Source organism: Roseococcus sp. YIM B11640 (genome assembly GCF_049727625.1).
Lineage (GTDB): Bacteria > Pseudomonadota > Alphaproteobacteria > Acetobacterales > Acetobacteraceae > Roseococcus.
Map to the genome: position 1 here is coordinate 1,292,538 of NZ_JBBJOZ010000002.1, position 20,078 is coordinate 1,312,615.

Below are 20,078 nucleotides of genomic sequence, written 5' to 3' on the forward strand. Positions count from 1 at the left end.
GGTGTGGCGGGTCCGTTTCCTGTTCGGGAGCGAACTCTCCGCGCTGGCGCGCGATCCGGCAAGACGGCCTCAGAAGATCCCCATGGCGACGCCCGCGCCCATGGCCGCGCCAAGCTCGCCGCACGGCGCGAGCTGCGCATCCGAGAGCTGCTTCGGCGCCAGGATCGCCTCCGGAGTCTGCGCCCCGGTCAGCACCAGAACGGGCTCGGCCACCTCGCGCAGCCGCCAGCCGGTGCAGATGCGGCGCATCTGGCGGATGGCGCCCTGCCCGTCCGTGCCCGCGCAGACCATGAGCGCGAAGGGCCTTCCCTGGATTTGGTCGAGCAGCGGGTAGTAGCAGCGGTCGAAGAAATCCTTCATCGGGCCGGAGAGCGAAGCGAGGTTCTCGGGCGCGGCGAAGATGTAGCCGCCGGCGGCAAGCAGATCCTCGGGCCGCGCGGCGTCAGCCGAGATCAGACGGGCCTCGCCCTCGCCCACCGCCGCGTCGAAGGCGGCGCGGGCCATGGCCTCGGTGCCCCCCGTGCGCGAATGCCAGAGGACGAGCAGCATCTCACTCCACCGGTTCCTGCCGCGCCACCTCGGCGCGCGCGCGGCCGGCGCGGCGGACGTGGCGGGCGGCCAGCAGCGCGGCCAGCTCCTCATCGCCCTCGGCGACGGCGCTCAGGATCATCGCGTGCTCGCGCCAGTCGTCGGAGGCCCGGCCCACGCTGTTGCGGCGGAAGACAAGCTCAGTGCGCTCGCGTAGCGGCCGCATGAGCTCCTGGAGGGCCTGGTTGGCACCCGCGGCGGCCAGCAGGTCATGGAAGCTCGCGTTGAGCGCGGCAAGTTCGATGTTGGAATCGGCGGCCGCCAGCGCATCGCCCTGCCGCAGCATCGCCAGGATCAGCTCCAGGCCCTTTGCGTCCCGGCGCCGCGCTGCAAGACGCGCGGTCAGGCCTTCCAGCACAGCGCGCACCTCGATGAGATCGCGTGCCAGTTCCTCGGTGAGCGCGGTTACGCGGGCGCCGCGGCCCGCGCCCGCCTCGGCCGGCTCGGCGAGGCCTTCGACCATGAGCTGCTTGATGGCCTCGCGGATCGGCACGCGCGACATGCCGAGATCGGCCGAAAGCCGCTCCTCGACAAGGCGCTCGCCGGGGGCGAGGCGGCCGGAAGCGATCGCCTCGCGCAGGCTCTGCAGCGCGATGGCGCTCAGCGCGGGCTTACGCTTCGGCGATGCTGTCCTGGGCAACTGTCGCTCCATGCCGCCAGCTTTGGCGGGGTTCGGGCGGTTTCGGAAGCACCGCGCCATTTGTATACGAACAATCCGACGCTTCGCTCGCCACTCTCAAACAAAGCTTCATCGAGGACATAATAGGCAAGATTCGAGACGATTATGCATAATTTTTGCTCATATCTGGTGCAGATACCGCATTCTGCCGGCCTCGAAATTAATCCTGGCATTGACCGGCACCGGAATTGTATACGACGAATCAGGGACGGAGCTTCACATCCTCACCACCTGCGAAAAGGCACAAAGCCATGGCGGTCCCCCTCGGAGTGGTTCACTACGTCTATCTCATAGGCGTCTTCGCCATCGTGGCTTCGATGGCCCTCAGGGCGAACGTGGTCGTCCCCGCCATCCTCGCGACCTTCGCCGTGGCCTTCGCCTGGTCGGGCAACCTCATCTCCGCCACCATCGCGCTCTTCAACGGCTCGCTCGTCGCGGCGAAGGAGCTGTTCAGCATCTTCCTCGTCATCGCGCTCATGACCTCGCTGCTGAACGCGCTCCGCGCGCTCGGCGCGGACGAGAAGATGGTCCGTCCCTTCCGCCGCATCATGACCAACGGGCACATCGCCTTCGTGGTGCTGGCGGCGATGACCTATGTCATCTCCCTCTTCTTCTGGCCGACACCGGCCGTGCCGCTGGTGGCCGCGACGCTGCTGCCCGCCGCCATCGTGGCAGGCCTGCCCGCGCTCGGTGCGGCGGTCGCCATCGCCATCGCGGGCCAGGGCATGGCGCTTTCCTCCGACTACGTGATCCGGGTGGCGCCGGGCATCAGCGCCCGCGCGGCCGGCATCCCGGAGATGGCCAACGTCATCGCCGACAAGGCGCTGGTCCTCTCCCTCGTCACCGGCGCGGTCGCGCTCGGCCTCGGCTACCTCGCCATCCGCGCGCGCATCCAGGCACCGTCCGAGCGGCACCTGACTGCCTGGCAGTCCGGCGCCACGCTGGGCGAAAGCCTCGCCGAGCAGCGCGAGGAGATCGCGCCCAACATCGGCTCCTTCGACAAGTCGGTGATCGCGCTGCAGGCCGCCGAGGGCGCCCCGGCCGCGAGCCTCTCGGCCGCCGCGGCCGAGCCTCCCGCCTCGCCCTGGACCACGCGCATGGCCATCCTGACGCCCGCGGTCTTCGGCCTGCTCATTCTTTTCATGCTGGCGCCGAAGCTGATCCCCGGCATGCCGGAGCTGAAGGGCGGCGACGCGGCGGCGCTGGTCGGCGGCACGGCCGCGCTGCTCATGCTGGTCGCGACCTTCGCCGCCGATGGCGGCAAGGCCATGCATACCACGGCCGACCACATCATCGACGGCCTCGTCTTCTCCTTTCGCGCCATGGGCACGGTGCTGCCCATCGCGGGCTTCTTCTTCCTGGGCGCGGCGGAGTTCTCGGGCTCCATCCTGGGCCTGCCCTCCTCCACGCGCGGCCCGGACCTGCTCTTCGAGGTGATCCGCGCCTCCGAGCACCTGATCCCGCACAGCCCCACCGTCGTCGCCTTTGCCGTGATGATCGTGGGCATGATCACGGGCATCGACGGCTCCGGCTTCGCCGGGCTGCCGCTGACCGGCGCGCTCGCCGGCGCGCTCGGCCCGGTCGCGCAGATCGATCCCACGACGCTCGCCGCGGTGGGCCAGATGGGCGCGGTCTGGACCGGCGGCGGCACGCTCATCGCCTGGTCCTCGCTCATCGCCGTCGCGGGCTTCGCCCGCGTGCCGGTGCTGGACGCGGTCCGCATCCTTTTCCTGCCGGTGGTCGCGGGGCTGGCGCTCTCGACCATCGTGGCGGTCGTCCTGTGGTGACGACGCCTTTCATCAACCCCCGAAGGAGGTCCGCGCCATGACCGCGCTCATGAACCACGACGAGTTCCGCACCGCACTAGAGAACGCCATCAAGGGCAAGAGCGCCAACAAGTCGCCCTTCAGCATCGCCTGGGCGAGCGGCAAGCTCTCCCGCCAGCACCTCGCCCGCTGGGCGGAGAATCACTACCACTATGTCGGCCCCTTCGCCGACTACCTGGGCTACGTCTATGGCCGCATGCCGGCCGAATTCCAGGAGGCGAAGGACTTCCTGCTCGCCAACATGTACGAGGAGGAGATCGGCGGCGACCGCCACACGGACCTGCTGATCCGCTTCGCCGAATCCTGCGGCACGACGCGCGAGCGCGTGAAGGACCCGGCGAACATGTCGCCCACCACGCGCGCGCTGCAGAGCTGGTGCTACTGCGTCGCCATGCGCGAGGACCCGATCGTCGCCGTGGCCGGCCTCGTCGTGGGCCTGGAGAGCCAGGTGCCCTCCATCTACCGCCGCCAGACCCCGACGCTGCGCGAGAAGTACGGCTTCTCGGACGAGGAGGTGGAGTTCTTCGACCTGCACATCGTCTCCGACGAGATCCATGGCGAGCGCGGCTATCAGATCGTGCTGGAGCACGCGAACACGGTGGAGCTGCAGCAGCGCTGCCTGAAGATCTGCGAGGTCGGCGCCGAGATGCGGCTGCTCTACACCACCGCTCTCTACCGCGACTACGTCGAGCATGAGCTGTCGCTCGCCGAGCTCGACATGGCGGCCTGATCCACGCATGCCGCAGGTCACTTTCCGCAAGGACGGCGCGGACCATTCCGAGGCGATGGCGGACAACACCAACCTCGTCGTCCGCGCCGGCATCAAGAAGTTCCCCTGGCCGCACCTCCGGTACGGATGCGGGATGGGCAAATGCGGCAAGTGCACCTGCCGGGTGCTCGAAGGGGCGGAAAGCCTCGGCGAGCCCAACTGGAAGGAGCAGAAGGTGCTGGGCGAGGAGCGGCTGGCCGATGGCCTGCGCCTCGCCTGCCAGCTCTGGCTCCATCACGACATCACCCTGACCCAGGACGGGGTCTCGCTCCCCGCCCCGGTGAAGCTCTGAGAGGCATGCCATGTTCGTCATCCTGACCAGCAAGCCCGGGCAGTTCCGAACGGAGACGACCCAGGGCCTCGTGCCCGTCGAAGCCTACGACTACGTCTTCCACGGCCGCGTGCGCGCGCAATTCGTCATCGCGGAGCTGAAGCAGCCCATGAAGGTGACGGTGGTGGACGAGGTCTTCCCACCCGTCGTCAACCGCGTTCCCTCCAAGTTCCTGCCGAGCTTCGAGAGCGCCGAGGCCGCGCGCCACGAGCTCAGCCACCTCACGCAATACGGCAGCGTCCGCGCCGAGCTCGCCAAGGCGCCGCTGCCGGCCGTCGCATGATCCAGGTCACCTTCATCACCAACGGCAACAAGACCGTCGAGGCGCCGGAGAACAGCAACCTGCTGCGCGTGTCGCTGCGCGAGAAGGGCGGCATCCCCTTCAAATGCGGCGGGGGCCTCTGCGGCACCTGCAAGTGCCGGATCGAGCAGGGCCGCGAGAATACCGACGCCATCAAGCCCAAGGAGCGCAAGCACCTCACCGAGGAACAGTTCGGTGAGGGCTGGCGCATGGCCTGCCAGACCTTCGTCAACGGGGATATCGCCGTCTCCTGGCCGCCCCCGCCCCCCAAGCCCGGAAGCACTGCCGCATGAAGTCCGCACTCCGTCTCGAAGCCCGCGAAGCACGGGCGATGGTCGATGCCGCCACCGCCAAGGCCCGCGCCATCGGCGTGGCGCAGACCGTGTGCATCGTGGACGAGGGCGGCCATCCGCTGCTGATCGAGCGCATGGACGGCGCGCGCGTCACGGGTCCGCAGATCGCCTGGAACAAGGCCTTCACCGCGGCAGGCCACAAGCGCTCCACCCACCTCTTCAACACGCCGCCGAACGGGCCCGCGCTTCCGGGCAACGAGGCCTTCGGCATCCAATGGAGCTTCGACGGCAAATTCGCCGTCTTCGTCGGCGGCTTCCCCATCGTGATCGACGGCACGGTGATCGGCGGCATCGGCCTTTCGGGCGGCAATGGCGAGCAGGATACGGCCTGCGGCCTCGCCGGCCTCCAGGCGCTGTCGGACCTCCTGGCGGGTGCCTATGGCGCCGTGACGGTCGCCGCCGACATCAAGCTCTGAGCGGCTCGGGCGTCCGCACCTCCGGGAAGCCCACGAAAACGTAGCCGAAGGTGCGGACCGCCTGGATGGTGGCGAAGTCGCTCGCCGCCGGCTCGATCTTGCGGCGGAGGTTCTTCACGATCGTGTCCACCGCGCGGTCGCCCACGCGGAAGGGCCGGCCGAAGACCTTGCTGCACAGGGTCATCCGGCTCACAGGGCTGCCCCGGGAGGCGTGGAGGATCGCCAGCGTCTCGAACTCCGCATTGGTCAGCGGGCAGACGGTGCCATCCGGTTGGCGCAGCACGCGCCGGCCGGTGTCGAGGGTCCAGCCAGGCCGCGCGGGCTCTGAAGGCTGAGAGGCTTCTTCCTGCCGGCGGCGGCGGCGGAGCACGGTGCGGATGCGTGCCAGCATCTCGCGCGGCGTCACCGTCTTCTGCATCTCGTCATCGGCGCCGAGCTCGAGATTCACGATGCGGTCCATTGTCTCGGAATTGTTGGTCACGATCATGCAAGGCAGGTCGGTGAAGAGTCGCAGGCGGCGCAGCACGTCCGTCCCGGAGATCGAGCCCAGGCGCTGGTCCAGCAGGATCAGATCGGGGCTGAAGGCGCCGATGGCCTCCTCGACGCGGGCGGCGTCCTGGACGGTCTGCAAGGCGAAGCCCTGCAGGGTCAAGTATTCGGCGAGGAGGCTCGAGAAATCGGGATCATCGTCCACGATCAGAATCCGGGCGGCGCTCATCATGGCTGGGTCTCGATGGTCCTGAGTTCCGGGACCTCATCGGGATCGCAGGACGCGACGATCAGGCTGATGCTGGCCTCCGCCCCGCCGTCCGGGTGGTTGTGCAGTTCCATGTCACCCCCGAAGCTGAGCACGGTTCCGTAGGCGATGGGGAGGCCCAGGCCCGTTCCCTGTCCGGGCGGCTTGGTGGTGAAGAAGGGCTCGAACACCCGCTCCAGCTCGCCCTCCGCGAAACCGTGGCCGTGATCGCGCACCGAGAGCACGACCCGGCCGTGCTTCGCATCATGCGTCGCGGCGAGAACCACGATCCGTTCTTCCTCCGGCAGGTCCGCCATGGCGTCCCGGGCGTTGAGAAGGAGATTCACGATCACCTGCTCCAGCGGGACGAGCCGCGCCTCCACGGCCGGCATCCGTTCCACATCCTCGATCCGCAAGGTCACGCCGGCATGGCGCAGGCTGGCGCCCGCGACATCCAGGGCCCCGGCCACCGCCTCGCTGGGCAGCACGGCGTCGTTGGGGCCCTGGTCGGCGCGCGAGAAGACGCGCAGATGCTCGACGATGTCGCGCATGCGCCCCACCTGGCGAACGATATCCTCCAGCCGGCGGCGCGCATTCTCCTCGCCGCCCGGGCGCGCGAGATGGTCGATGCCCACCTCGGCCGCCATGGAGATGGTCGCCAGCGGCTGGTTGATCTCATGCGCGATGCTGGCCGCCATCTTGCCGAGAAGCTCCAGCCGCGCACTGGCCTCCGCCCTGCCGCGCTGGGCGTATTCCTGTTCGATGTCGCTCACCATGCCGACCAGCTCGACCTCGCCCGCGGGCAGGCGGGCGGAAACCCGGCAGCGCTCGCGAAGCCACAGGCCGCGCCCGTCAGCGAGGCGCAGCCGGTACTCGCGCATGTGCCGGCCGAGCCGTATGGCGCTCCGGAAAAAGGCCGCACGTGCCGCGGCGCCGCCGGGCATGACCGGGAGGTCGGGACCGCCGGTGATGGCCCTCATGCCACGCGCCAGGTGCTGCTCGCGGATCAGGCCATCGGCATCGACCCGGGCGTGGTAGGTGGCGTCGGCGGACGCGCCGGCCGCCATGACCTGCGCGGCCCAATCGGCTTCCTCATGCGCCATGCCTTCCTGGGCGTGCAGCCGGCCGGCGCGGCGCCGGCGCCGGTCGATCACGCGCGCGGCCGCGAAGCCGCTCAGGGCCAGGATAACGAGCCCCGCCAGCGCGATCGTCAGCAGGCCGCGCTGCCGGCGGGCGACCGAAGCCATGTGGGGCGCCCGGTCCACCCCGACCGCCAGGATCGCGGGCATGTCCGTCACTCGCCGCCAGGCGGCGTGCACGCCTCGGCCGTCCAGGGGGCTGGACAGGCGCACCGGCGTTGACGTTCCCACCAGGCTATCCAGGAAGCGCGCGTCCATGCTGGCCCCGACATGGACACGCGCCGCCTCGCTGCGGGCGAGGACGAGGCCGTCATCCCGTATCAGGGTGACGACCGTAGGCTCGCCCCCCGTCACCGAGCCGGCGAGGAACTCCGAAAGAAGCTCGGCATCGAGCACGGCGCCAAGCCCGCCCACGACTTGGCCGGAGGGGCTCCGCAACTCCTGCCGGAAGCAGACGAACGGCTGCTGCAGCATGGCGGCACGGCGTGGCCGGCCGATCTGGACGGCCCCCGCGTCGCCCGCCATGTCGAGACAGGAGGTGACCGTGGCGCGGGCATGGGGACCAGCGCCCGTCCCTTGCGACCAGAGTAGCGCTCCGGAATTGTCGAAGAGCAGGATGTCGGCGACGATCCGGCGGAGGCTCCCGCTGGCCGCCTCGATATAGTGAAGAAATTCGTCGTTCGGCAGCGTCAGCTCGCCGCCCCGCGATACCAGTTCGGCATCGGCGAGCCCCTGCATGCCGAGCAACATGTCCGCCACGCGCTGCATCCGGGCCTCGGCGGCCAGGACCGCGCTGCGGGCGAGGGCATCCAGACGGGCCTGGGCCTCCCGCGTGCTGACCGAGACGGAGCGGAGCAGCAAAGCCGCCGTCAGGGCGGCGGCGATCAGGAAAAGCAGGAAAAGGGCCAGCCGCGTCGCCGTGCCATCGCGCGCGCCGCGCTCGGCACGTTGTGCCCGCGCCGGATTTGGGGGGCTGGACGCCGCGGCATCGATGGCAAGCCGGTCCTTGAACCCAAACACCCTCATAGGTTGCGCACTCCTCGCCTCCCGGGGGGCCAGGCGGCGGTACCTCCATCGGAAATCCCGAAAAGTGAGAACCTTTCCGATGGCGGGAAGGTTAACCATCGCCCTCGGCAACGCCCCCACCAGCGTTGCGTTTCAATGGAATGATTCTTTTTTGCGTGGGTGGGCGAAAGGCAGCCGGCAACGCTGGCATGCCGCTCGGATCGGCGCTGGAACGCGGCTTTCCACAAAAGAATACATAACTCCGGTTGCACAACCCATGCGGGTATTTGTTCATCTATCGCACGGCATAGGTTCCCTTCAATCCCATTGATGGGAGCCGGCCGCTAGTTTGCGAGCGGGCCGAAGCCAGGAGGACCGAAGGCGTGTCGAACCGGAAATTGAGAGAGCCCCCTGCAGCCGCCGACGCATCCGATCTGGCCGTCGGAATTCGCCTCAGGCAACTCCGGGAGGGGCGCCGGCTGTCCCGGCGCTTGGTCGCCGCGGGGCTCGGGGTCTCCCCGCAGCAGGTTGAAAAGTATGAGACGGGCCTCACCCGGCTCTCCGTCGGCCGGCTGCTCCGTTTCGCGGCGGTGCTGGAAGTTCCCCCGGCCGCCCTGCTGATGAACCTGACGCCCGGCGGCGATGGCGAGGCCAATCCTCCCCCCGGCGACCCTGCCTTCGCCGATGCCTGCTCGGCCTTCGGTTACCTGGCGCGGATTCGCCAATCGGGCCTGAGGGACGCCATGCTCAACGTCCTGGCGGTCCTGGCCGCGCAGCCAAATGGCGCGGGGGCGGTCAGCCTGGCCACCCTGGGACGGGAAATCACCGGACCGGCGACAAAACTCTACAACGGCGGCAATACCCGCCGCTATGACGGAATCACGCAGGACGATACAATCATGTCGTGAGCCAACCGCAAGTGTCTCAACCATGGGGTGCCAGGGTGTGGAAATCAGTTCGTTGGAAGATCCACATGCGCCACGTGCCCGCACTTCGCGCGCTCGCCTTTTGGGGCGCCCTGTTGCTTGCCTGGGGCGCCGGGCCGGCCGCGGCGCAGTCGCCGATCCGCTTGAAGGTCATCGGCGGCCTCTGGGGCGTCAGCCAATACACCCGGTATGAAGCCCCCTTCTGGCAGGAGCGCATCACCCGGCTGACGCAGGGCCGCGTCCTGGCCGAGATCGAGCCCTTCGACCGCAGCGGCATCCTGCCGGGGGAAATGCTGCACCTGATGCGCCTGGGCGTGGTGCCCTTCGGGACCATCCTCATCTCCAGCGCTTCGACCGACGAGCCGGAGCTGCTGGGCGCCGACCTGCCGGTCCTCAATCCGGAGATGGAGAGGCTGCGCCATACAGTCGCGGCCTACCAGCCGCGGCTGTTCCGCCTCCTGGCGGAGAGCTACGACATCGAAGGCCTCGCGATCTACGCCTACCCGGCCCAGGCCCTGTTCTGCGCCCGCCCCTTCAACGGCCTCGCGGATCTCGCGGGCCGGCGGGTCCGCGTCTCCTCCGTCGGGCAGGCCGATGTCGTCACCGCCCTCGGCGCCACGCCCGTGGTCACGCCCTTCGCGGAGGTCGTGGCCGCGGTCCGGAACGGCTCGGTGGAGTGCGCCATCACCGGGACGCTGTCGGGCAACACCATTGGCCTCAGCGAAGTCACGACCCATGTCCATGCCATGGCGATCTCCTGGGGTCTGAGCGTCTTCGGCGTCCACCGGCCCACCTTCAACAGCCTGCCCCCCGACATCCAGCGGATCATCCGCGAGGGCCTTCGCGCGCTGGAGAGCGAGATCTGGACGGCGGCGGAGGATGAGACGGAGGACGGCCTCGCCTGCAACGCCGGCCGCCCGAACTGCCGCAACGGCCGCCCCGGCCGCATGACGATCGTGCCCGTGAGCGACGAGGATGAGGCACGGCGACGCATGCTGCTGCGCGAGGTGGTGCTTCCCGCCTGGCTCAGCCGCTGCGGGCCGAGCTGCGCCGACGCCTGGAACGAGAGTCTTGCCGCCTCCGTCGGCATGCCAGCCCGGCCTTAAGCCATGTCGCCGACGCGCCGGATCCGCCTTTCCATTATCCTGGCGCTGAGCGTTCTGTTGCTCGCGCAGGTGCTGGCGGTCACGCGCCTGATCATCAACGCGCGCGAAACGGCGGTCGAGGCCGCGTCCGACCTCGTCTCGCGGATCAGCCGCTCGGTCGAGGCGACGGTTAACCGCAGCTTCGTCCAGGTCGACGCGACCCTGATCGGCCTGCCTCTGATGCTCGCGCCGATCTCGACCATCGACGGCGTTTCCATCGCCGGGGCCAACGCCGTGCTGCGGCAGGTCAACAGCCAGAACTTCGCCTATCGTGACCTGCTCCTGGTCGGCGACAACAGCCAGCCGATCTCCTCCGCCTTGCCGGCATCGCGGCGCCGGCCGCTGCCCGTGCCGCTCGGCCCCGACTACGTCGATGCGGGGATGCAGTCGGGCGGCTTGAGCATTGGCGGGCCGGGGCGGAACCCCGCCACCGGCGAATGGGCGTTGTTCTTCGCCCGCCCGTTGCGAATCCCGGGCTTTGGCCAGGTACACGGGGTCGCGGAGGTCCCCTTCCCCGCCATTGCCGCCTTGCTGGGCGGCGGCGGCGAAGCGCCCGGCCTTCGGATCTGGCTGGAGCGGGTGGATGGAACGCTGCTCGCCGCCCTGCCGAACGACGAAAGCCGCCTTGGCACGAAGCTGACGCCGCTGGCGCGCTCGACGGGGCTGGAGGTCGGTCCCTCGCGGCTCGACGGGCGGGAGGTGGTCTCGGCGGTGCGCCCGACCTTCTACCCCAATCTCCGCATCGTGGCGGAGGTCGACATGGACACGATCCTCGCGCCGTGGCGGAAAGAGCGTAACCGCGCGATCGTCTTCTCGGTCGCCGTCACGCTACTTCTGGTCGCGCTGCTGATCGCCCTGCTGGTCTGGCTGGCCCAGCGCAACAAGGTGGAAGCGGAGCGGGCGCGCTGGCGCGCCACGCTCGAAATCGCCCTGAACAGCATGACCGACGGCTTCGTCATGTTCGACGCCGATGACCGCCTCATCATCTGCAACCAGAGCTATCGCGAGATGTACGCGATTTCCGCGCCCTTCATCCGCGAGGGCGCGCATTTCGCGGAGATCATCCGTGAGGGCGCGAAGCGCGGCCAGTACCCGCAGCTGACCGACGCCTCGGAGATCGATGCCTTCATCGCCGACCTCCAGCAGCAGCGGCATTCCGGCGGCCTGAACCTCGAGCGCCTGTTGCCCGACGGCCGCTGGGTCCTGATCACCGAGCGCGCGATGCCGGGCGGGGGCACCGTGGGCATCCGCACCGACATCACCGCGCTGAAGACCGCGATGGGCGAACTCGCCGCCGCCCGCGACGAGGCCGAGCGCGCCTCGCTGGCGCGGGGCATGTTCCTGGCCCGCATGTCGCATGAGCTGCGGACGCCCCTGAACGCCGTGCTGGGCTTCGCCCAGATCCTCCTGCAGGACCGCAGCATCGAGGGTGAATCGCGGGACCGGCTGCGGCTGATGCTCGACGCCGCGGCCCATCTGCGCGACGTGGTGAACACGCTGCTCGACCTCACCAAGGCCGAGGCCGGCAAGCTGGAGCTGCGGCTGCAGCCCACCGCGCTCCGCCCGCTCGCCGAGGCTTGCGTGGCCCTCGTGACGCCGGAGGTGGAGCGCAAGCGCATCGCCATCGCCCTCGACGTCGATGCCGCCCTGCCTACCAGCGTCATGGCGGACGCCATGCGCCTCAGGCAGGTGCTGCTCAACCTGCTCTCGAACGCCGTGAAGTTCAGCCCGCATGGCGGCCGCGTCGTCATGCGCGTCCGCTCCGGCGCCACGGTCGGGATGGTGCGCTTCGAGGTGGAGGATTCCGGCCCCGGCATTCCGGCGGACCAGCGCAACATGCTCTTCCGGGATTTCAGCCAGCTCAAGTCCACGGCGGAGATGGGAGCGGTGGGTACCGGTCTCGGCCTCGCGATCTCGGCCCAGCTGATTACCGCGATGGGTGGCCGGATAGGCGTGGAGGATGCGCCGGTCCATGGTGCGATCTTCTGGGCGGAGGTCCCGCTGCAAATCGCCACCGATGCTCCGCCCGCGTCGCCGTCCGCCGCACCGCCGCCCGCCACGCCGGCCGGCCCCGCCACGCCCGGCCGCGCGCTGCGGCTGCTGGTGGTGGACGATATTGCCGTCAACCGGACCCTCGCGCGCGTGATGCTCGAGCAGGCCGGATATGAGGTGACGCTGGCCAGCCATGGCGCCGAGGCTGTCGAGGCCGTCCGCAAGAACACCTACGACGCCGTGCTGATGGACGTGCAGATGCCCGTGATGGACGGGCTGGAAGCCACCCGGCACATCCGCAAGCTGCCGCCGCCGGCCAGCGAGATACCCATCATTGCCCTCACCGCATCGGCCATGGCCGACCAGGTCGAGGCCTGTCGCGCCGCGGGGATGGACGCGCATCTCGCCAAGCCGATCAACCGGGCCGAGATGCTGGCCGTCGTCGCCGAGGTTTCCCGGCGCCGCAGCGCGGGAACGGCCCCGCCGGCCCTGCCGGAGGACGTGGCCGTGCGGCTCCGCAAGGAGCTCGGCCTGCGGGCCGATGCGCTGATCGCCGAGCTGGTCGAGGAGGTGCGCCAGGGCCTGCGCGACATTCCGGGCCTGGCCACGGCGCAGGACACGGACGGCCTGGTCGCCGCCGCGCATCGCCTGCTGCCCGCGCTCCGCATGCTGGGGGCCGAGCCCCTGGCGCTCGCGACCGTGGCGCTGGAAGCCGCGGCGCGGAGCGGTTCCGGCCTGGATGACACCGCGCGCAGCTGGCGCCATGCGGCGGCGGAACTCGAGCCGGCACTGGGGCGCCTTCTCCCCATGGACGCAGCGCAGGGCTGAACCGCCCAAGGCCCGGGCGGGCGCCGCCCCCGGCCTCACACCAGCAGCGCGCCGATTTCCTCCGCCGCGGCGCGCAACACCGGCAAGGCAGTTTCCCGCAGCGCCGCCGCCGTGCCGCGCTCCGTATGCAGGCCCAGGTTCAGCGCGGCGATGACCCGCCCATCGTAACGGCGCAAGGGCACGGCGAGCGAGCGGAAGCCGATCTCGGCCTCCTGATCCACCAGCGCAAAGCCTTCCCGCCGCGCGGCCTGGATGCGGGCACGGATACGGCGCCGGTCCAGCTCGGTCTGCGGTGTGACGGGTGCGGGCTCCAGCGCGGCCAGGAAGGTGTCGAGCTCCGCATCCGGCAGGCCCGCGAGCAGAACCCGGCCGAGCGCGGTGCAGAACGCTGGAAGCCGCCAGCCCACCATTGTTGTCACGCTCGCCATGCGCGTCGGCTGGCCATAGGCGACGAAGACGATCTCCTCGCCATCCAGCACGGCGGCGGAGCACGGGCCGCCCAGTTCGAGGCTCAACCTCTCGCACCAGGGCTGCAGGATGGTGGAGGCGCCGTTGGAGCCGAGATAGGCCGCGGCCAGCCGCAGCACCCCGGGCGTGAGGCGGAACAGCCGCCCGTCGCTCTCCACATGCCCGAGCTCGGTGAGCGTGATCAGCGCACGGCGCACCGTAGCGCGAGGCAGGTCCACCTGGCGTGCCACCTCTGCCAGCGTCATCTGGCGGCGATCCGGCCCGAAGGCCTGCAAGACCGCGAGCCCGCGGGCCAGAGCCTCGAGGAAGTCCGGGTTCGTTCCCTGGCGCCGTTCCGCATCCTGCACGCGCAAACGCGCCATTCGTCTATTCCCTTCAGTTGCGCCCTTCGATCCACGCTTGTTATCATCGCACAACTGTTCGGTCATCGAACAGGCGCTTCTGGAGGCACCCCTCATGATCTCCGCCGAGCAGAATGACCGGCTGACGCGCGTCGGGCCCGCCACGCCGGGCGGCAAGCTGCTGCGCCACTACTGGCAACCCATCGCGCTTCTCGACGAACTGGATGCCAAGCGCCCCGTGCGCCCCGTGCGCGCGCTCGGCCAGGACTTCGTCCTCTTCCGCGACGAGAAAGGCCGCCTCGGCCTGCTCGACCGCGACTGCCCGCACCGCAACGCGGACCTCGCCTTCGGGCGGCTGGAGCATGGGGGGTTGCGCTGTTCCTTCCACGGCTGGCTCTTCGACGTGGAGGGCAAGTGCCTGGAGACGCCCGCCGAGCCGGAAAGCAGCACGCTCTGCTCGCGCATCCGCCAGCGCTCCTATCCCGTCGTGGAACGCAGCGGCGTCGTTTTTGCGTATCTCGGCGAGGGCGAGGCGCCGCCCTTCCCCGCCTTCGACTGCTTTGCCGCGCCGGAAAGCCACACCTTCGCCTTCAAGGGCCTGATCGAGTGCAACTGGCTGCAGGCGCTGGAGGTCGGCATCGACCCCGCGCACGCGTCCTACCTGCACCGCTTCTTCGAGGACGGCGACCAGAGCGAGGCCTACGGCAAGCAGTTCCGCGCCACCTCGGACGGCTCCGACCTGCCGATGACCTATGTGCTGCGCGAATTCTCGCGCCCGCGCATCGAGGTCGAGAACACGGATTACGGCCTGCGCCTCTATGCGCTGCGGGAGATCAACGAGGCGACGACGCATGTCCGCGTCACCAACTGCTTCTTCCCGCAGGCCTTCGTCATCCCCATGAGCGCCGAGATGACGATCACGCAGTGGCACATGCCGGTGGACGACACGCGCTGCTACTGGGTCGCGATCTTCACGAGCTTCGGTGCGCCGGTCGACCGGCAGCGGATGCGCGACCAGCGCCTCGCCAACTTCACCCTGCCCGACTACGTGCCCATCCGCGGCCGCCACAATGACTACGGCTACGACCCGCACGAGCAGGAGCACTCGACCTATACGGGCATGGGCGACGACATCAACACGCATGACCAATGGGCCGTGGAGAGCCAGGGCGCCATCCAGGACCGCACGCGCGAGCATCTGGCGAGCAGCGACAAGGCCATCGCCGCGCATCGCCGCCTGCTGCTGCGCGGCATGGCGGCGATCGAGGAAGGACGCCGCCCGCCACTCATGCAGGACGCCGCGACCGCCCAACTGACCGGGCCCAGCACCATCGACGGCATGGCCCCGACCGCCCGCTGGGAACAGCATTGGCGGGAGGCGGTCGAGCGCCGCCGGTCCGCGGCCCCCTGGGCCCCGCCCGCCCTTGCTGCCGAGTGAGCCGCATCGCGTGAGTTTCGCAGAAAAGCACGGCCTCCATTCCGAGCAGGCACGCGCCGAGATTCTTCACCGCATCGAGGCGGATGGCATCGAGCTCGTCCGCCTCGCCTATCCCGACCAGCATGGCATCCTGCGCGGCAAGACGCTGGTCGCGGCCGAAGCGTCGAAGGCAATGCGCGACGGCATCGCGATGACCACGACCTTGCTGCTAAAGGACAGTTCCCACCGAACCGCTTTCCCGGTCTTCACGGCGGGCGGCGGCGTGGGCGACCTCGCCTTCCAGGGCGCGGCCGACTTCCTCATCCTTCCCGATCCCGGAAGCTTCAAGGTGCTGCCCTGGGCGCCTCAGACCGGCTGGATGCTGTGCGACGCCTACTTCGCCGATGGCCGTGCCGCGCCGCAATCCACGCGCGGCATCCTGAAGCGAATGGTCGGCGAGGCCGCGGATCTGGGCTTCGACTACATCACGGGCATCGAGGTCGAATTCCACCTCTTCAAGCTGCTCGACCCGAAGCTCGCGCCCGAGGATTCCGGCCAGCCCGGCACGCCGCCGGATGTCGCGCTGCTCACCCAGGGCTACAACTACCTGACGGAGCTGCGCTACGATCAGCTAGATCCGGCGCTGGAAATCCTGCGGCGCGAGATCCAGGCGCTCGGTCTGCCGCTGCGTTCCATGGAAGTGGAATACGGGCCGAGCCAGGTGGAGTTCACCTTCCAGGCGCAGCCCGCCATGGCCTCGGCGGATCTGATGATCCTGTTCCGCTCGGCGGTGAAGCAGGTGGCGCGGCGCAACGGCTACCACGCGACCTTCATGTGCCGTCCGCGCATCCCGAACGTGATGTCGAGCGGCTGGCATCTGCATCAGTCGCTGGTCGAACGCGCGACGGGGCACAATGCCTTCATCGGCGACGACGGCGCGCTGCTGTCGCAGACCGCGATGCACTATCTCGGCGGGTTGCTGCATCACGCGCGTGCGGCGGCGCCCTTCGCCGCGCCCACCATCAACGGCTACCGGCGCTACCGGCCCTATTCCCTCGCGCCCGATCGCGCGATCTGGGCAGTGGACAATCGCGGCGTGATGGTACGTGCGCTGGGTCAGCCGGGCGATGCGGCGACGCGGCTGGAAAACCGCGTGGGCGAACCGGCGGCCAATCCCTACCTCTACATGGCCTCGCAGCTGGCCTTCGGCCTCGACGGCATGGCGCAGAAGCGCGATCCGGGGCCCTCGGCCGATACGCCCTACGAGACGCAGGCACCCCTGTTGCCTCGCAATCTCGGCGAGGCACTGGAGGCGCTGGAAAACAGTGCCACGGCACGTGAACGGTTCGGTTCTGCCTTTGTCGATTATTTTCTGCGCCTGAAACGCGCGGAGATTGCTCGCTTCGAGGCCGAAGTCTCCGAATGGGAGCACCGGGAATATTTTGAGCTCTTCTGAAGCCGCGCGATCCATCGCATGATCGCTTCCTAACGGGAGCACGCCTAAGCGGCTTTGGCAGGGTGGCTGGATGGAATTTCTCGAACTCGAAGCCGTCACGAAGGAGTTCCCGACCCGCGAGGGCCCGGCGCGGATCATGGACCGCGTCTCCTTCTCCATCCGTGAGGGCGAGTTCATGGCCGTGCTGGGCCCCTCGGGTTGCGGCAAATCGACGCTGCTGCAGATGGCCGCCGGCCTCCTGCCGCCGACCTCGGGCGAGGTGCGCATCGGCGGCCGTCGCGTCCATGGCCCGCCGCCCGAGGCCGTCTACGTCTTCCAGCAGTACACGCGCTCGCTCCTGCCCTGGCGCAGCGTGCGCGACAACGTCGCCTTCGCTGTCGAGCACCGGCTCGGCCGCCGCCGTGCGCGCGATGCAGCCGAGGGCCAGCTTGCAGCGGTCGGTCTTGCCGGCTTCGGCGACCACTTTCCCTGGCAGCTGTCCGGCGGCATGCAGCAGCGCGTCGCCATCGCCCGCGCGCTGACGGCGGAGCCGCAGATCCTGCTGATGGACGAGCCCTTCAGCGCGGTGGATGCGCTGACGCGGCTCGACTTGCAGGCGCTGATCCTGGACATCTGGACCCAGCGCAAGCTGACCGTGATGCTCGTCACGCATGATGTGGAGGAAGCGATCTACCTCGCCGACCGCATCGCCATGCTGACGCGCCGCCCCACCACGCTGGCCGAGATGGTGGAAGTCGGCCTGCCGCGCCCGCGCGATCCGATCACGACGCGTGAGGCGCCGCGCTTCCTCGAATTGCGGCACAAGCTGCTCGACACGCTGCTGGCGCGCCATGCTGTCTAGGCGCGTCCTCGGCTGGCTTCCTGGCATCGTCGTGCTGGGGTTGATCCTGTTCGGCCTGGAAACCGCCGTGAATGGCGGGCTGATCAAGCGCGCGCTGATGCCGCCGCCGAGCGCCATCGCCCTCGCGCTCTGGGACCTGCTGGAATCCGGCGAGTTCCTGGAACCTCTGCTGGCGACGCTGAAGCTCGTCTTCTCCGGCTTCTTCATCGGCAGCGTGATCGGCGTCGCGGCCGGGATCGCCATGGGATGGTTCCCACCTGTCTTCCGGCTGCTGGAGCCGCTGGTGGAGCTCATGCGCCCCATTCCCAAGGCCGCGCTGGTGCCGCCGCTGATGCTCTTCCTCGGCATCGGCACCACGATGAAGGTCACGTCGGTTTCGCTTGCCGTGCTGTTCCCGGTGCTGATCAACACCCTGCAGGGCGTGCGGGGGACCGATCGCGTGATGCTCGATGCCGCGCGCACGCACGGGTGGGGCACGGCCTACACGCTGTGGCACCTGGTGCTGCCGTCCGCGCTTCCCTTCATCCTGGCCGGCATGCGGATCAGCCTCGGCCTCGCGCTCGTGCTCGCCGTGTTGGCGGAGATGCTGGCGGGCCAGGGCGGGCTCGGCTTCCTCATCCTCGACATGCAGCGCAGCTTCGTGATCCGCCAGATGTACGCGTGGCTCATTATCCTCGCGGTGCTGGGCCTGGCGCTGAACGGGCTCTTCCTTCTTGCCGAACGCCGGATCCTGCATTGGCAACCGGCCAACCGAAACTGACCGACGGGAGACCAGGAATGACCAACATCCATCGCCGTACCGCGCTCGCCCTGGCCGCACTGCCGCTCGCGGCGCCGCCAGTCGTCGGCCAGTCGCTGACGAAGCTGCGCGTCAGCGTCATCCCCGTGCTGGACGTGGCGCCGCTGCACGCCGCGATCCGCGAGGGCTACTTCGCCGCCGAGGGGCTGGAGATCGACACCTCCACCACCGCGGGCGGCGCGACGGGGCTGCCCGGCATGGTGGCGGGCCAGTTCCGCCTCGTCTTCTCCAACACCGTCTCCATCCTGCTCGGCATCCGCGAGGGGCTGGACTTCCGCTTCGTGGCCGGGGCCTCCGCGGGCACGCCCAATCCGCCGGACATCTTCGCCATTCTCACGCGCAAAGGCTCGGGCATCGCGACCGGCAAGGACCTGGAGGGCAAGCGGATCGCCTCCAACACGCGCAACAACATCGTCTGGCTGCGCGGCATGGCCTGGGTGGAGAAGACGGGCGGCGACTGGCGCAAGGTCAACACCGTGGAAGTCCCCTTCCCCCAGATGGCCGACGCGCTGGCGGGCGGGCAGGTGGATGCCGCCATCTTCTCCGAGCCCTTCGTGGCCGGCGCGCTCGCCACGCACGGCGACCGGCTGGAGCGCATCGGCTGGCCGATCCATGATACGGCGCCCGGCTCCACCGTCGCTCAATACGTCGCGATGAAGGAAGACCTGGACCGCAATGGCGAGGTCTTCGACCGCTTCGCCCGCGCGCTGTTCAAGGGTGTCGACTGGGTCGCCGCCCGCCGCACCGATCCCGCTCTGCTCGACCTCATCTCCTCCTTCAGCCGCGTGCCGGTGGAGCGCCTGCGCCAGGTGGCCCTGCCCGCCTATCCCAAGGGCGTGACCCCGGCCGAGGTGCAGGAGGTCATCGCCACCATGTCGCGCTACGGCATGGGCGGCCGCTATCCCGCTCCGGCCTCGCTGATCTTCCGCACCGCCAACGCGTGATGGGACGCGCCGTCCGCCCTACGTCCGGCCTCCTGCTGATCCTGGGCCTCCTGCTGCTGTGGGAGGCCTCGGCGCGGCTGGGCTGGGTGGACAGCCCGAACTGGCCGCCCCTGACCGGCGTGCTCGCCGCGCTCGGCCATGACAGCCTCTCCGGCGAGTTGCCCTTGCTCGTCGGCGGCACGCTCTGGCGCATGTTCGCGGGGCTCCTGGCCGGAAGCCTCGCGGGCGTGGTGGTGGGGCTGCTCTTCGCCACGCTGCCCGTCACCGCGCGCCTTTTCGGCTTGGTGGTCGAGCTCGTCCGGCCGATTCCGATCCCGGCCATCATCCCGCCGCTGGTGCTCTTCCTCGGCCTCGACAACACGATGAAGGTCACCGTCGTGGCGCTGACCGCCTTCTTCCCCGTCCTCACCAACACGGTGCAGGGCGTGCGGGCGGTGGAGGCGGAGGCGGTCGCCATGGGCCGCACCTTCCACCTGCCCTTCTGGCGCCGCACGGCCTTCATCATCCTGCCCGCGAGCCTACCCTACATCTTCGCGGGTCTGCGCGTGGCCCTGGCGCTGGCGCTCGTCGTCACCGTGGTGGCCGAGATGATCGCGGGCGAGCAGGGCGTGGGCCACTACCTCGTCATGATGCAGTTCGCCGGCCGCGCGCCGGAGATGTATGCGACCGTCATCCTCCTCGCCGTGCTCGGCTATGTGCTCAATCGCGGCTTCCTTGCATTCGAGCGCCGCGCGTTGCATTGGTACTTCGCCCTGGGGGCCCAGAATGAATAGGGCAG

20 protein-coding genes are annotated in these 20,078 nt (G+C 69.3%); 15 read left to right on the plus strand and 5 right to left on the minus strand.

What is annotated here, in order from left to right; translation table 11 throughout:
- Window positions 1-69: 69 nt before the first annotated feature.
- Window positions 70-549, minus strand: a complete 480-nt coding sequence (locus WJM96_RS13695; RefSeq protein WP_424813048.1) for a flavodoxin family protein — start codon at window positions 547-549, stop codon at window positions 70-72.
- Between the two features lies 1 nt (window position 550).
- The gene (locus WJM96_RS13700) at window positions 551-1,228 is read right to left on the minus strand and encodes a GntR family transcriptional regulator (RefSeq protein ID WP_424813049.1); all 678 of its coding nucleotides are present in this window, start codon (window positions 1,226-1,228) and stop codon (window positions 551-553) included.
- 290 nt (window positions 1,229-1,518) lie between these two features.
- Between WJM96_RS13700 and WJM96_RS13705 the strand changes: the two genes are divergently transcribed.
- From WJM96_RS13705 to WJM96_RS13730, 6 genes are read left to right on the plus strand one after another with little or no spacing between them, the layout of a single operon-like run.
- Window positions 1,519-3,054, plus strand: coding sequence for a hypothetical protein (locus WJM96_RS13705; protein WP_424813050.1), 1,536 nt, complete (start codon window positions 1,519-1,521; stop codon window positions 3,052-3,054).
- Between the two features lie 37 nt (window positions 3,055-3,091).
- Entirely contained in the window at window positions 3,092-3,823 is a 732-nt protein-coding gene (locus WJM96_RS13710; protein ID WP_424813051.1) for a TenA family transcriptional regulator, read from the plus strand.
- A gap of 7 nt (window positions 3,824-3,830) precedes the next feature.
- Window positions 3,831-4,154, plus strand: coding sequence for a 2Fe-2S iron-sulfur cluster-binding protein (locus tag WJM96_RS13715; RefSeq protein WP_424813052.1), 324 nt, complete (start codon window positions 3,831-3,833; stop codon window positions 4,152-4,154).
- A 10-nt stretch (window positions 4,155-4,164) separates the two neighbouring features.
- On the plus strand, window positions 4,165-4,476 hold the full coding sequence (locus WJM96_RS13720; protein ID WP_424813053.1) for a hypothetical protein: 312 nt from the start codon (window positions 4,165-4,167) through the stop codon (window positions 4,474-4,476).
- On the plus strand, window positions 4,473-4,787 hold the full coding sequence (locus WJM96_RS13725) for a 2Fe-2S iron-sulfur cluster-binding protein (RefSeq protein WP_424813054.1): 315 nt from the start codon (window positions 4,473-4,475) through the stop codon (window positions 4,785-4,787). Before WJM96_RS13720 ends, WJM96_RS13725 begins: the two co-directional genes overlap by 4 nt.
- Window positions 4,784-5,263 (plus strand): GlcG/HbpS family heme-binding protein, encoded by a 480-nt coding sequence (locus WJM96_RS13730; RefSeq protein ID WP_424813055.1) that lies wholly within the window; start codon window positions 4,784-4,786, stop codon window positions 5,261-5,263. Before WJM96_RS13725 ends, WJM96_RS13730 begins: the two co-directional genes overlap by 4 nt.
- Here WJM96_RS13730 and WJM96_RS13735 read toward each other — a convergent pair.
- Window positions 5,253-5,957, minus strand: coding sequence for a response regulator transcription factor (locus WJM96_RS13735; protein WP_424813056.1), 705 nt, complete (start codon window positions 5,955-5,957; stop codon window positions 5,253-5,255). The two genes, WJM96_RS13730 and WJM96_RS13735, sit on opposite strands and share 11 nt — an antisense overlap.
- Before the next feature lie 23 nt (window positions 5,958-5,980).
- Window positions 5,981-8,164 (minus strand): sensor histidine kinase, encoded by a 2,184-nt coding sequence (locus WJM96_RS13740; RefSeq protein ID WP_424813057.1) that lies wholly within the window; start codon window positions 8,162-8,164, stop codon window positions 5,981-5,983.
- Window positions 8,165-8,526: 362 nt separating this feature from the next.
- Between WJM96_RS13740 and WJM96_RS13745 the strand changes: the two genes are divergently transcribed.
- From WJM96_RS13745 to WJM96_RS13755, 3 genes are all read left to right on the plus strand, one after another.
- Window positions 8,527-9,051: a helix-turn-helix domain-containing protein gene (locus WJM96_RS13745; protein WP_424813058.1), complete on the plus strand. Its 525-nt coding sequence runs from the start codon at window positions 8,527-8,529 to the stop codon at window positions 9,049-9,051.
- Between the two features lie 74 nt (window positions 9,052-9,125).
- Entirely contained in the window at window positions 9,126-10,175 is a 1,050-nt protein-coding gene (locus WJM96_RS13750) for a TRAP transporter substrate-binding protein (protein WP_424813059.1), read from the plus strand.
- A gap of 3 nt (window positions 10,176-10,178) precedes the next feature.
- On the plus strand, window positions 10,179-13,034 hold the full coding sequence (locus tag WJM96_RS13755; RefSeq protein ID WP_424813060.1) for a response regulator: 2,856 nt from the start codon (window positions 10,179-10,181) through the stop codon (window positions 13,032-13,034).
- A 35-nt stretch (window positions 13,035-13,069) separates the two neighbouring features.
- On the opposite strand, the gene WJM96_RS13760 is transcribed toward WJM96_RS13755, so the two are convergent.
- On the minus strand, window positions 13,070-13,864 hold the full coding sequence (locus WJM96_RS13760) for an IclR family transcriptional regulator domain-containing protein (protein WP_424813061.1): 795 nt from the start codon (window positions 13,862-13,864) through the stop codon (window positions 13,070-13,072).
- 94 nt (window positions 13,865-13,958) lie between these two features.
- Here WJM96_RS13760 and WJM96_RS13765 point away from each other — a divergent pair, with 94 nt between their 5' ends.
- The 6 genes from WJM96_RS13765 to WJM96_RS13790 all read left to right on the plus strand — a co-directional run bounded on the left by WJM96_RS13765 (window position 13,959) and on the right by WJM96_RS13790 (window position 20,073).
- Window positions 13,959-15,281 (plus strand): Rieske 2Fe-2S domain-containing protein, encoded by a 1,323-nt coding sequence (locus WJM96_RS13765; protein WP_424813062.1) that lies wholly within the window; start codon window positions 13,959-13,961, stop codon window positions 15,279-15,281.
- A 10-nt stretch (window positions 15,282-15,291) separates the two neighbouring features.
- Complete coding sequence (locus tag WJM96_RS13770) at window positions 15,292-16,716, plus strand: glutamine synthetase family protein (RefSeq protein WP_424813063.1); 1,425 nt, start codon at window positions 15,292-15,294, stop codon at window positions 16,714-16,716.
- 70 nt (window positions 16,717-16,786) lie between these two features.
- Window positions 16,787-17,557 carry an ABC transporter ATP-binding protein gene (locus WJM96_RS13775; RefSeq protein WP_424813064.1) on the plus strand — a complete coding sequence of 257 codons (771 nt, stop codon included), beginning with the start codon at window positions 16,787-16,789 and terminating at the stop codon, window positions 17,555-17,557.
- Window positions 17,547-18,317 (plus strand): ABC transporter permease, encoded by a 771-nt coding sequence (locus WJM96_RS13780; RefSeq protein WP_424813065.1) that lies wholly within the window; start codon window positions 17,547-17,549, stop codon window positions 18,315-18,317. Before WJM96_RS13775 ends, WJM96_RS13780 begins: the two co-directional genes overlap by 11 nt.
- Before the next feature lie 17 nt (window positions 18,318-18,334).
- Complete coding sequence (locus tag WJM96_RS13785) at window positions 18,335-19,300, plus strand: ABC transporter substrate-binding protein (RefSeq protein ID WP_424813066.1); 966 nt, start codon at window positions 18,335-18,337, stop codon at window positions 19,298-19,300.
- Window positions 19,300-20,073, plus strand: a complete 774-nt coding sequence (locus tag WJM96_RS13790) for an ABC transporter permease (protein ID WP_424813105.1) — start codon at window positions 19,300-19,302, stop codon at window positions 20,071-20,073. The genes WJM96_RS13785 and WJM96_RS13790 overlap by 1 nt, the downstream gene beginning before the upstream one ends.
- The last annotated feature ends 5 nt before the right edge of the window (window positions 20,074-20,078 follow it).